Below are 11520 nucleotides of genomic sequence, written 5' to 3' on the forward strand. Positions count from 1 at the left end.
GCCGAGTTGCAGGACGCGCTGGTCGAGACCTGGGATGCGCTGGGCATTCCCTATGCCAACTCCGGCCGTCCCGCCGTCGCCGAGACCGATCGGATCGTTCCGCTGCTGGTGAGCAACGCGGGCGGGTGAAGCATGTCTCCCGAAAGTGGGAACCGGTTTCGGGATAATAGATTGAAGGATGGCAAAGATGACACGCTCTGTTTCGCACACTTCCCTTATCCATGCCGCCGAGCAGGCGCAGCAATGGGTGAACGAACTCGCAAAGGATCTGGACTGGAACGAACAGAGCGCATTTCGGTTGTTGAAATCAGTGCTGCATGCTTTGCGCGACTGGCTCTCGCCCGAGGAAATGGCCGATCTGTCCGCCCAGTTGCCGACATTGATCAGGGGCATCTACTTCGAAGGGTGGAACCCGGCCGAACCGACTTGGGAACGAAAGAAGCGCGACTTCGTCATCTGCGTCCGCGACAGCTTTGGCTACGAGCCGGAGATCGACGTCGACAAGGCCATCGGAGCGGTGTTCAGGCTCCTTGACCGGCATATCTCCCGCGGCGAGATCGTCCAGGTCCGAAACTCGATGAAGAAGTCGCTGCGCCAACTCTGGCCGGAAGGATGAGCGATGTTTCGCGATCGCCAGGAAGCCGGACAAATGCTCGCGGACGAGCTTGCCAAGCTGACCCTGCAGGATCCTGTGGTCTTGGCCTTGCCGCGGGGCGGCGTTCCGGTCGCCGCGCAAATTGCGAAGGCTCTCAAAGCTCCGCTGGACCTGGTCATCGTCCGCAAAGTCGGAGCACCCGACAATCCGGAACTGGCGGTTGCCGCCATTGTGGACGGCGAACCACCGGACGTCGTTCTCAACCGGGAGATCGTGGAAGCCTATAGGCTCGGCGACGACGCGCTGCGCGTCCTCATCGCGAAAGAGCGTGGGGAGTTGGAACGCCGTCGCGCTGCATATCGCGGCGAACATGCGCCCTTGTCGGCTGAAGGCAAGACGGTGATCCTTGTCGATGACGGCGCAGCCACCGGAACGACGATGAAAGTGGCCATCCGCGCCTTGAAGCACCGCTCGCCGCGCCAAATCATTGCTGCGCTCCCGGTCGCGCCGCCGGAAACTGTCGGCGAGCTTGCGCAGGAAGCGGATCTGGTCCTCTGCCTCAGTCAGCCGGCGCATTTCCGCGCGCTCAGCTATTACTATCTCAACTTCCAGCAGCTCTCTGACAACGATGTCCTCGGCACCTTGGAAGAATTTGCGCAGGCACGCAAGGCCGACCTCGGCGATGGCAACCGGCGCTCCGCCGGACATGCCGTGAAAAAATCAAGGCACGCGTCCAGCCAATAAGGTTCGCTGAAACCTGTCCGAACGCCTCCGTCCTTGGCCAATCGCGCCGGCCTGGCGAAGGACCGGCAGCATGGACCGTCCAACATCCTTGAGATCCATATCCCTCCCATGCGGTCATCGGCGCAAGACAATCGGAATTGACCAGCATCAAGGCCGGCGGCTCCGTTTCCTGTTGAATCCTCCCACTTTTCCAAATCTGGGAGGGCATCTTGTCCACGACAACAGAAGTCAACATTCCGACCAGGGAAGCGTCGACCGCGGCATCGACGAAGTTAAGACTGGGTTCCCTGACGGCGCTCGTAATCGGCTCGATGGTGGGCTCAGGCGTGTTCAGCCTGCCCCAGAACATGGCTGCCGGCGCCGGCCCGCTTGCGATCCTGATCGGGTGGGCCATCACCGCGGTCGGCATGCTCGCGCTTGTGTTCGTCTACCAGTCGCTGGCGGTGCGTCGGCCCGAGCTCGACGCCGGGCCCTACGCCTATGCCAGGGCCGGCTTTGGTCCGTTCATCGGCTTCAACAGTGCCTGGGGCTATTGGATCAGCGCTTGGGTCGGCAATGTCTCCTACGCGGTGGTCGTGTTCAGCGCGCTGTCCTATTTCTTTCCTGCCTTCGGTGACGGGAACACCTGGCAGGCGGTGCTCGGCGCATCCATCCTGTTGTGGGCCATCCACTTCCTGATTCTTGCCGGCATTCGCCAGGCTGCGATCGTCAACACCATGGTGACCGTGGCCAAGATTGCTCCTGTCGTCCTCTTCGTCGGCGTCGTCGCTGTCGCCTTCAAGCTCAACGTCTGGTCGCTCGACTTCACGGGTCTCGGCAACGCTTCGCTCGGCACCATCGCGGCTCAGGTCAAGAGCACGATGCTGGTGACGCTGTGGGTGTTCATCGGCATAGAGGGCGCCAGCGTTTTCTCTGCCCGGGCGGAGCGCCGCAAGGATATCGCGACCGCGACGGTGCTCGGCTTCTTCACCTGCCTCGCGCTTTACGCGCTGGTCTCGCTGCTTTCGCTCGGCGTCCTCAGCCAGCCCGAGCTCGCCGCCCTGAAGAACCCCTCGATGGCAGGCGTGCTGGAGGCGGTGGTCGGGCCTTGGGGCGCCGTGCTCATCAATCTCGCGCTCGTCGTCTCGGTCGTCGGCGCCTTCTTGAGCTGGACCTTGCTTGCGGCCGAAATCCCGCATGTGGCCGGCAAGGACGGAACCATGCCAAAATTCTTCGGCCGGGAAAGCGAACGCGGCGTTCCCTCGACCTCGCTGCTGATCACCAACCTGCTCGTTCAGGCCTTCCTGGTGATCACGCTCTTTGCGCAAAGCACCTACCAGGCGCTGTTCTACATCGCCTCGGCCGCCATCCTCGTGCCTTACATCTTCTCCGGCGCTTTCGCCGCCAAGTTGGCATTGACCGGGGAAAGCTATCAAAGCGGCGAAGGTCGAACGGCGCCGCTCGTTGCCGGCATCGTGGCGACGATCTACGGACTGTGGCTCGTCTATGCGGCGGGACCTGCGTATCTGTTCATGTGCGCGATCCTCTACGCACCGGGCATCGTCTTCTACATCTGGGCTCGCCGCGAGGCCCATCAGCACGCCTTCCACCCGGTGGAGGCCGTCATCGCCGCCGCGCTCGTCGCAGTCGCAATCCTTGCCGTCTACGAGATGTGGACCGGCGCCGTCAGCGCGCTTTGAGAGCCGTCCCATGGCAAATCTGGGGGTTCATTCGGAAGTCGGCCGCCTGCGCGAGGTGATGGTCCACAGGCCGGATCTCAGCCTGCGCAGACTGACGCCGGACAACTGCAAGTCGCTGCTGTTCGACGACGTGCTGTGGGTGAAGCGGGCGCGCCAGGAGCACGACGTCTTCGTCGATGCCTTGCGAGAGCGCGGCGTGGTGGTGCATTCGTTCGGCGAGCTCCTCGCCGAGACCATGGGGATCGGCAAGGCCCGCGACTGGCTTCTTGATCGCCGCGTGCATGCCGGGGTGGTTGGCCTTGACATGGTCGACGAGATGCGAGGCTGGCTGAACGAGATGTCGGCCGGCCTGCTGGCAACCTGCCTCGTCGGCGGCATCGCCCGCGCCGAACTGCCATTCGAGCCCAAGGGGCTGACCGGGAGAACGCTTGCGCCTCAGGACTTCGTGCTGCCGCCGCTGCCCAACCAGCTGTTCACCCGCGACAGTTCCTGCTGGATCTATCGCTCCGTCTCCGTGAACCCCATGTATTGGCCTGCCAGACGGCCGGAAGCGGCCAATGTCGAGGCGGTCTACCGCTTCCACCCGCATTTCCGTGACGGTGGCATTCCGTTCGTATCGCCGCAGGCCGGAGCGGGTATCAGCCTGGAAGGCGGCGACGTCATGCCCCTCGGCGGAGGCGGCGTTCTCGTGGGCATGGGCGAGCGCACCACGCCGCAGGCGGTCGGCGATCTTGCCCGCAGCCTGTTCGCCGCCGGCGAGGCCACCCGCGTGATCGCGGCGCTGATGCCGCGCGACCGCTCCTTCATGCATCTCGACACCGTCTTCACCTTCTGCGACCGGGACCTCGCCACCATGTATCCGCCGGTGGTCGAAAGGCTGCGCACCTTCTCGATCCGGCCCGGAGACGGCGATGCGGCGGTCGAGGTCAGGGAAGAAAAAGCTCCCTTCGTGGCAGTCGTTGCCGAGGCCCTCGGGCTGAAATCGCTGCGGATCATCGCCACGGGCGGCGACCGCTGCGAGGCAGAACGCGAGCAGTGGGACGACGGCAACAACGTCGTCGCGGTCGAGCCGGGCGTCGTCATCGGCTACGATCGCAACGTCTACACCAACACGCTTCTGCGGCGCGCGGGTATCGAAGTGATCACCATCGAGGGCGCCGAGCTCAGCCGCGGCCGGGGCGGCGGTCATTGCATGACCTGCCCCATCGCACGCGACCCGATCTGAAAGGATATCCAATGTCGATCAACCTTCATGGCCGCTCGGTGCTTTCACTGGATGACCTTTCGGCCGAAGAAATCCGCTTTCTCCTGAAGTTGGCGGCCGACCTCAAGGCGGCCAAGCAGGCCGGGCACGAGATACCTCGCCTCGCTCGCAAGAACATCGCCCTCATCTTCGAAAAGGATTCGACACGCACACGGACCGGCTTCGAAGTCGCCGCTTACGATCAGGGCGCCCACGTCACGTATTTCGGACCCACCGGCAGCCATATCGGGCACAAGGAATCCATGAAGGACACCGCGCGCGTGCTCGGCCGGATGTATGACGCCATCGAGTACCGCGGTTTTGCCCAGCATCAGGCCGAAATGCTGGCGGCGCATGCCGGCGTGCCCGTCTACAACGGACTGACGGATGAAGCGCATCCGACGCAGATCCTCGCCGATTTCATGACGATGCGCGAATTCACGCACAAGCATCTGTCGGACATGACCGTCGCATTCGTCGGTGAAGGTCGGGACAATGTCGCCCAGTCGCTGGCGTTGGGGGCAGCCAAGGTCGGTATCGACATGCGCATCGCCTCGCCGAAGGAGCTGTGGCCGGACGAAGCATTTTGCGCTCACATCAAGGAATTGGCGGAAAACAGCGGCGGCCGCTTCCGGCTGGACGAAGACGTTGCCGATTGCGTCCAGGACGCCGATTTCATCTACACCGATGTCTGGATGTCGATGGGAGAGGACAAGTCCGGATGGGCGGAGCGCATCCGACTGCTGACGCCCTATCGGGTTACGAAAAAGGTGATGGCGGCCAGCGGCAATCCGCACGTCAAATTCATGCACTGCTTGCCGGCATTCCACGACACCGACACCGAAGTCGGCGCCTATGTCGCGCGCGAATATGGGATCGACTGCATGGAGGTGACTGACGAGGTGTTCGAGTCCGGTGCTTCGATCGTCTTCGACCAGGCGGAGAACCGCATGCACACGATCAAGGCGCTGCTCGTCGCCACGATCGGCAACTGAGATGCTGATCGTCGTCGCGCTCGGCGGGAACGCGCTGCTGCGGCGCGGCGAACCCATGACCGCCGAAAATCAGCGCAACAACGTCAAGCGCGCCGCGTCCGCCCTGGCCGCGCTGATCGGCGAAGGCCATTCGCTCGTGATCACCCATGGCAACGGTCCGCAGGTCGGCTTGCTCGCGCTCCAGTCGGCTGCCTCACCGGATGGGGCTTTCCCTCTCGATGTTCTCGGCGCCGAGAGCGCCGGCATGATCGGCTATCTGATCGAGCAGGAGCTTGCCAACCTCGCCTCTCAGAGACTGTACGCGACACTGCTGACACAGATGAGGGTCGATCCGCACGATCCCGCATTCTCGCGTCCGACAAAGCCGATCGGCCCGGTCTATGACGAAACGACGGCGCGACGGCTCGCGGGAGAGCGCGGCTGGTCTATCGCGCCCGATGGCGACAGATGGCGCAGGGTGGTGCCCTCGCCTCGTCCGGCCGAGATCCTGGAGGCACCCGTCATCTCCTTCCTCGTCGACCATGATGTCATCGTCATCTGCGCAGGTGGCGGCGGCGTTCCCGTTATCGCGCGCGAGGATGGCGGTATGATCGGCGTCGAAGCCGTCATCGACAAGGACCTGGCCAGCTCACTGCTGGCGCGCCAGCTGAAGGCTGACATGCTGCTGATGCTGACGGATGTCGATGCGGTCTATGTCGGCTATGGCAGGCCGGAGGCCCGCGCGCTTCGCAGGGTCGGGGCGACAGAATTGTCCGGAAGCGGCTTTCCGGCCGGCTCGATGGGGCCCAAGGTCAGCGCCGCGATAGAATTCGTTCAAGCGACGGGCAACCCTTCGGCGATCGGCCGGCTCGAGGACGCGGCGGAGATCGTCAAGGGCCGGCAGGGCACCTTGTTCGAAGCATAGCGTCGTCGTTTCTCCGTAGGGCCATTTGCCCGAAGCCTGGATCGATCCGGGATGGCCGGGGCCAACCATCCATCACGTCGGCAACGGCGCCTTCGTGGACGACGGCGAGGCGATCCATCTCAAATCCCGCATGCCGTGAAGATCGGCCCGGCCTGGAAGCGACTTTGATCCGCATCAAGGCGCGCGCGCTCTTGCGAAATAGGGTTCAGCCTATCGAGAGCAATCAAGCCGAAAGCGCGTGCGATGAGCTACAAATCAATTCTCCTCAACCTCAATATCGATGGTTCGATCGAACCGCTTACGCGGATCGGCGTGAACCTCGCCAAGCGTTTTGACGCCCGCTTGATCGGGTTCTGCGCTGCGGATGCTCCATTGCCGGTGACGATGGCGCCGGAGGGCGCGGCCATCGCCGCCGAGATCTGGGAACAGTCGAGGGATGAGATCCGGCGCCGCCTGAGCGATCTGAACGGCGCGTTCGGCGATCTCGTGGCCGGAGCGGTCGAGACGGATTGGCATGGCGCGATCGAAAATCCGGATCATGCCCTGGCCAGGGGAGCTCGCAGGGCCGACCTGGTTGTGACCAGTGCCCCCAAAGGCGCGTCTACAGGCGATTCCTACCGCACCGTCGATCCGGGGTCGCTGGTGTTGCGCGCCGGCCGGCCGGTCCTGGTCGCCGCTGATGGCGCGGCGGATTTGCCGGCTCGCAGGATCGTGGTGGCCTGGAAGGACACGCGTGAAGCAAGGCGTGCGGTGGCGGACGCTGTGCCCCTGATGGCCATGGCAGATGAAGTCACAATAGTGGCGGTCGACCGCAACCCGGATGATTGGATCAGGGACGGTGTCGATGACGTGGCGAGCCTGCTGGCCGGTCACGGCATCAAGGCGCGCACCGAAGTCATCAAGACGGACGATGATGAAAGCAATTGTCTCGTCGATTTTTTCACCTCGGTGAGTGCCGAACTGGTTGTGTCGGGCGCGTACGGGCATAGCCGGTTGAGGGAATGGGTGTTCGGCGGCGTTACCCGTTCGCTGCTGGACGAGGTGTGGCTCAATCGGCTGATGTCGAGCTGACGCCGGCTTGATCCTTGCTGAAGGCGGGCCTGGCTGAACGCGGGCCGCATGAGATTTCCTTGTTGAACGGCGACGTGAGACGGAGCTTGGAGGCGGCATGGACCCGCCTATGCCTCGCAGCGAGGAGACGCGGTGGGTGACACCGTGGGACTGCATTCGACGTTTTTGATCGAAATCAAACCTTTGTCCGGAATTCCCGGTCATACGTTTTTGAATCGGGCGCTCAGGTAATTCCGTTCAATGACCAACATGATTGCGAGGCTCGTCGTTGCGTGCAACGACGAGAGAAAAAAGGGATCGGACTTTCCAACGATCTGGAAGGACGTCCTCAAGGCACATCCTTATGTTCGCGGATTGCCGATACAAGACAGCGGCGAGGACGGCCCTGTCCTGAAGATTCCTCTGATCACCGGTCAGTTTCTCGTGTTCCTGGGCTCGCATTTCGCTCTTTTGTAGTTCAGCGTCGTCAATGGCTGACCGTCGCCGCCGATCAGCCTGCCCTCGACCAGCTCGATGATGCGGTCTCATTGGGGGGCAGGATCATGGTCGCGAGCGTCGCCCAGGAAGGCCGCGCCCCGTGTCGGTTGCAGCTATCGCCGCTGATCCGCCCGAGCAAGGATGCATGAGCCAAGATGCACGTCGCCATCCATGCGACGATGCTTGATTTTCGCTCAGAGCATGGCCCCGAAAAGTGGTAACCGGTTTCGGTATAAAGATATGCGTAAGGTCAAAGATCTAAAACGCATGGAGCGAACCTGAAAGATCGCGACGCGCTTTAGGCTATCGAAACGGCGAACTTGATCGCCTCTACCGAATGCTTGACGAAATCCTTGCCGATCTCGCCGGTCAGTTTCGCACTCAATGAAGGCTGGTAGTGCTTGCGCATTTCACCAAGCGTGCGTGGATCGGCGATCACCAGTATATGCTCGTATGCTTTCCCACGGGCCTGATCGTTGAGATAGTTCGCGATCGATGCGGCAAAGTCATCTTCACGCAGCCGCGACTGGTCCGGATTGGCGGTTGAGCTGCGATGCCTGGCGCCGGATCCGGCGTGGGCCATTTCAAGGACAGGGTCCTCGACTTCGATCAGATCGAGATGAGGTTCGTGTCCCTTGTTATGGAACAGCCGCAGGCTCTCGCCATCGGTGACCGCGACAAGAGTGCCATTGTTCAGGATCATGTATTTCTCCATCCTCGGATCAGTTGAGTGCTGCGCCGAGGTCCGATCATTTTGTTGCCATTGCCAGGCAGATAACCCCGGATCGGGTGGCATCGCCTTGACCTCGATCAAGGCCCGGCAAGGTCATGACCGATCGATCCATGACGGCGAAAGAGGTCAAGGGCTCTGCGCCAGAGCCTGGTCGTCCCGGCGATCCACGCGATGCCGCGCTACGGGTCCGCATGCCGGCTCCAGTCTTGCCGGGCACAGCTCCGTCGAAACGCCGCTGCCTGGGCGGCCCGCCAGGCCGGCAAGCCGTGAGCTCTAGCGGAAATCGCTGGAGACGCCGAACACGATCAGGATCGCCGCCAAAGAAATCAAAACTGACGGACTTCCCGTCACATTGACAACAGCCGCCCAGGCGCTCGTGACTGCGCCGGCAACGACGGAACGCACAATGGTCTCAAGCCACCTCGGCACCGGCCATGCTCCCGCCCTGGGATTGGTAGGGGCCGCGCACCGTGACACCGCGGTCGAGCAGGCGTTCCAACGCCGCCGAGCGATCGGACGGCAGATCAGACAGTTCGATTTCCCGGGCGAGGTCGGCTGCAAATTCGCGGAACGGCGCGAGGTTGATGACGGGAACGCCGATCAGCACCGGCACGGAAAGCTCGAGCGCCTTGGCGATCAAGGCCCTGAAGCCGCCACCTTCAGCCTCGGTCTTGCCGAATTTGCAGAGAACCAGGAGATCGGTCTGGCCGGACAACGCCGCTTCGGCAGCCTCGCAGGCGCCGAGCAGCCTTTCTATGTTCAAAACGCAGCCTCGGGCATGCGGGCCTCGATCGTCGGATATGCCGTAGAGCTTGCTCGTCGCGAGATCGCTCAGATGCATGTCGCATTTCACGCGATCCGGTTTCGGCTCGCTCAGTTGGACAAGGCCGGCCAACCGCATGCCTTGCTCGGCCATGACGGCAGTAGCTTGCCGCAGGAATGCCTCGAACTCGGAACCGTTTGAATAAACGATTGCGGTAATCGGAAAGTCGGGACGAACGTCCTGCATGGGGGAATCTCCTTCAGCTTGAATTTGCCTGCCGGGCAGAACGGCTTCAGTCCTTCCGATAGGCCGGCCCGCGACGCGCTTTAGGTCTCGCTCACCGCGGGCAGCGCCTTTTCGAGAATCGCGCGCATGGCGGCGAGGCCCGGATCCTGCGAGCTGTTCATGAGACCGATAAGCTGTATCCACAGATCGTCGGAGGCAGTGTCGATGAAATTGCGGATTGCCGAGCCGACAAGGTCGGCTGGCGAACGACCGGTTTTGTCTGCAGCCGCGGCCAGGCGCGCGACCAGGTCAGGCGCATCCATGGCGGCAACGATGGCCATCGCCGCGTCCGGATCTTCCAGCGAAGCAATGAGGTTCCCGAGCATCGCCTCCTCCTCACTGCACCAGCGGCGAGGATGCGCCGTCGAGGGCAATGCCGCCGATGTCCGCCCGGCCGACAAGCAGCGAGACATATTGCGCCGTCGCCTGCCGGCTGACGTGTTCTGCCAGATAGGACGCGATGCGTTCCCGCACGGCCTCGAACGGCAGCTGGCGGCCATCGATGCGCCGCGTCAGGCGGATGAGATGGACGCCGTAGCGCGTCTCCACCGGCGAAGAAATCTCACCCGGTGCAAGATCGCCGAGAGCGGCCTCGAATTCCGGCGTCGTGTCGCCCGGCCCGATCTGGCCGAGGCTGCCGCCGAGGGCTCCCGACGGGCAATCCGAGCAGTCCCGCGCCAGCGCCGCGAAACGCTCGGGCGCCGCCGTCAGGCTGGACCGCATCGACAGCGCCTTTTCACGCGCGCCGTCGAAGGCCTCGCGATCATCGCGGCGGGCCGCTATGAGGATATGGTCGGCTTCATAGAGCGCCGGCGTCACGAAGCGGCGAAGATTGTTCTCGTAGAAGCGCCGCAGCATGTCCTCGTCCGCCTCGGGAACGCGAACCTCGCGCTCGATCAGGTCGCGCACCAGCGCGTCCTCGACGGTCTCCCTGCGTCCGTCCTGGTCCGTCCGCTGGTCCGCGGCGATATCGAGACGCCGCGCCTCCTGCAGGAGCAGCTCGCGCACGACGAGCGCGCGGGTCGCCGCGCGCCAGCCCTCGCCGGGGTTGCGGACGGGAAAATTCTGCACCTCGGCGGCGATCGCCTTGCGCGATATCGCCACGCCGTTGACGGTCACCGGCGGCATCGCCACGCGCTCGCGCGACGGCGTCGTGTCGAGGGTTGCAGGCCGGTGTTCGTGCGGATGTTCGGACGATTTGCGGCCGGACGAATGATCGATGACAAGCGCGGCCATGGTCTACTCCGCGGGCTGGTGGGAGGGAGCGGCAGCGGGCCGCCGCGTCGGCGCGGACGACCGCACCGCGGGCACGGGCGCGGGTGAGCGGCGGGTCGCGAAGCGCGTGCGCACCACCTGATAGCCGGGACGGCCGAGATACCAGACCGGCGCGCTCCACACGTGAACAAGCCTCGTGAACGGGAACACCAGGAAGATCGTCATGCCGAGCAGGAGATGTGCCTTGAAGATCGGGTTGACGTCGGCGACATAGGCCGCGGCCGCCGGCTGCAAGGTGAGGATGCCTTGCGCCCAGTTCATGAATTTCACCATCTCGTGGCCGTCCATGTGGCCGAGCGAGACGAAGATGGTGGAAAGCCCCAGCGTGAGCTGCAGCCAGAGCAGCAGCAGAATCGCGATGTCGCCGGGGGCGGACGTGTTGCGGATGCGGGCGTCGAACAGGCGGCGATGGGCAAGCAGCGCGATGCCGATGAAGCAGGCGACACCGGCGATGCCGCCGACGGTGATGGCAAGGCCCTGCTTGAAACTGTGCGAGACGCCAAGCGCATCGAAGACCCAGATCGGCGTCAGCAGGCCGACAAAATGGCCGCCGAAGATCGCCAGTATGCCCACATGGAACAGGTTGGAGCCCCAGCGGAGCTGGCGCCGCCGCAGCAGTTGGGAAGAACCTGTCTTCCAGGTATATTGCTCGCGATCGAAGCGGATCAGGCTGCCGAGCAGGAAGATGGTCAGGCAGAAATAGGGATACCAGCCAAAGAGCGCGTGGTTGATCGTGTCGGACATGGCTTGCCTCCG

The 11520-nt window shown here is 63.4% G+C and carries 13 protein-coding genes; 8 read left to right on the plus strand and 5 right to left on the minus strand.

Going from position 1 to position 11520, the window contains the following annotated elements:
- The first annotated feature begins 187 nt into the window (after positions 1–187).
- From RFM41_RS31795 to RFM41_RS31830, 8 genes are all read left to right on the plus strand, one after another.
- Positions 188–616, plus strand: coding sequence for a DUF2267 domain-containing protein (locus RFM41_RS31795; RefSeq protein WP_320319334.1), 429 nt, complete (start codon positions 188–190; stop codon positions 614–616).
- Positions 617–619: 3 nt separating this feature from the next.
- Positions 620–1339, plus strand: coding sequence for a phosphoribosyltransferase (locus RFM41_RS31800; protein WP_320253165.1), 720 nt, complete (start codon positions 620–622; stop codon positions 1337–1339).
- A 209-nt stretch (positions 1340–1548) separates the two neighbouring features.
- Positions 1549–3018: an arginine-ornithine antiporter gene (arcD, locus tag RFM41_RS31805; RefSeq protein WP_320253166.1), complete on the plus strand. Its 1470-nt coding sequence runs from the start codon at positions 1549–1551 to the stop codon at positions 3016–3018.
- Positions 3019–3028: 10 nt separating this feature from the next.
- Positions 3029–4243, plus strand: a complete 1215-nt coding sequence (locus RFM41_RS31810) for an arginine deiminase (RefSeq protein WP_320253167.1) — start codon at positions 3029–3031, stop codon at positions 4241–4243.
- Between the two features lie 11 nt (positions 4244–4254).
- On the plus strand, positions 4255–5256 hold the full coding sequence (gene argF / locus RFM41_RS31815; RefSeq protein ID WP_320253168.1) for an ornithine carbamoyltransferase: 1002 nt from the start codon (positions 4255–4257) through the stop codon (positions 5254–5256).
- A 1-nt stretch (position 5257) separates the two neighbouring features.
- On the plus strand, positions 5258–6160 hold the full coding sequence (gene arcC, locus RFM41_RS31820; RefSeq protein ID WP_320253169.1) for a carbamate kinase: 903 nt from the start codon (positions 5258–5260) through the stop codon (positions 6158–6160).
- Positions 6161–6403: 243 nt separating this feature from the next.
- Complete coding sequence (locus tag RFM41_RS31825; protein ID WP_320253170.1) at positions 6404–7231, plus strand: universal stress protein; 828 nt, start codon at positions 6404–6406, stop codon at positions 7229–7231.
- A 240-nt stretch (positions 7232–7471) separates the two neighbouring features.
- The gene (locus RFM41_RS31830) at positions 7472–7687 is read left to right on the plus strand and encodes a hypothetical protein (RefSeq protein WP_320253171.1); all 216 of its coding nucleotides are present in this window, start codon (positions 7472–7474) and stop codon (positions 7685–7687) included.
- Between the two features lie 319 nt (positions 7688–8006).
- Here the strand turns inward: RFM41_RS31830 and RFM41_RS31835 are convergent, their stop codons facing one another.
- The 5 genes from RFM41_RS31835 to narI all read right to left on the minus strand — a co-directional run bounded on the left by RFM41_RS31835 (position 8007) and on the right by narI (position 11508).
- Positions 8007–8522, minus strand: a complete 516-nt coding sequence (locus RFM41_RS31835; RefSeq protein WP_320253172.1) for a host attachment family protein — start codon at positions 8520–8522, stop codon at positions 8007–8009.
- A 331-nt stretch (positions 8523–8853) separates the two neighbouring features.
- Complete coding sequence (locus tag RFM41_RS31840) at positions 8854–9450, minus strand: DUF2478 domain-containing protein (RefSeq protein ID WP_320253173.1); 597 nt, start codon at positions 9448–9450, stop codon at positions 8854–8856.
- 80 nt (positions 9451–9530) lie between these two features.
- Entirely contained in the window at positions 9531–9770 is a 240-nt protein-coding gene (locus RFM41_RS31845; RefSeq protein WP_320253174.1) for a hypothetical protein, read from the minus strand.
- A gap of 55 nt (positions 9771–9825) precedes the next feature.
- Positions 9826–10617 carry a peptidylprolyl isomerase gene (locus tag RFM41_RS31850; protein ID WP_320253208.1) on the minus strand — a complete coding sequence of 264 codons (792 nt, stop codon included), beginning with the start codon at positions 10615–10617 and terminating at the stop codon, positions 9826–9828.
- A gap of 111 nt (positions 10618–10728) precedes the next feature.
- Positions 10729–11508, minus strand: coding sequence for a respiratory nitrate reductase subunit gamma (gene narI, locus RFM41_RS31855; RefSeq protein WP_320253175.1), 780 nt, complete (start codon positions 11506–11508; stop codon positions 10729–10731).
- Positions 11509–11520: the final 12 nt, after the last annotated feature.

It is taken from the genome of Mesorhizobium vachelliae (genome assembly GCF_033977325.1).
Taxonomy (GTDB): domain Bacteria; phylum Pseudomonadota; class Alphaproteobacteria; order Rhizobiales; family Rhizobiaceae; genus Mesorhizobium; species Mesorhizobium vachelliae.

What these genes read in the sequence shown, in the direction of transcription:
- RFM41_RS31795 (WP_320319334.1), top strand. Translation starts at nt 188, where the DNA reads ATGACACGCTCTGTTTCGCACACTTCCCTTATCCATGCCGCCGAGCAG.
- RFM41_RS31800 (WP_320253165.1), top strand. Translation starts at nt 620, where the DNA reads ATGTTTCGCGATCGCCAGGAAGCCGGACAAATGCTCGCGGACGAGCTT.
- RFM41_RS31810 (WP_320253167.1), top strand. Translation starts at nt 3,029, where the DNA reads ATGGCAAATCTGGGGGTTCATTCGGAAGTCGGCCGCCTGCGCGAGGTG.
- argF (WP_320253168.1), top strand. Translation starts at nt 4,255, where the DNA reads ATGTCGATCAACCTTCATGGCCGCTCGGTGCTTTCACTGGATGACCTT.
- arcC (WP_320253169.1), top strand. Translation starts at nt 5,258, where the DNA reads ATGCTGATCGTCGTCGCGCTCGGCGGGAACGCGCTGCTGCGGCGCGGC.
- RFM41_RS31825 (WP_320253170.1), top strand. Translation starts at nt 6,404, where the DNA reads ATGAGCTACAAATCAATTCTCCTCAACCTCAATATCGATGGTTCGATC.
- RFM41_RS31830 (WP_320253171.1), top strand. Translation starts at nt 7,472, where the DNA reads ATGACCAACATGATTGCGAGGCTCGTCGTTGCGTGCAACGACGAGAGA.
- RFM41_RS31840 (WP_320253173.1), bottom strand. Translation starts at nt 9,450, where the DNA reads ATGCAGGACGTTCGTCCCGACTTTCCGATTACCGCAATCGTTTATTCA.
- RFM41_RS31845 (WP_320253174.1), bottom strand. Translation starts at nt 9,770, where the DNA reads ATGGCCATCGTTGCCGCCATGGATGCGCCTGACCTGGTCGCGCGCCTG.
- RFM41_RS31850 (WP_320253208.1), bottom strand. Translation starts at nt 10,617, where the DNA reads ATGCCGCCGGTGACCGTCAACGGCGTGGCGATATCGCGCAAGGCGATC.
- narI (WP_320253175.1), bottom strand. Translation starts at nt 11,508, where the DNA reads ATGTCCGACACGATCAACCACGCGCTCTTTGGCTGGTATCCCTATTTC.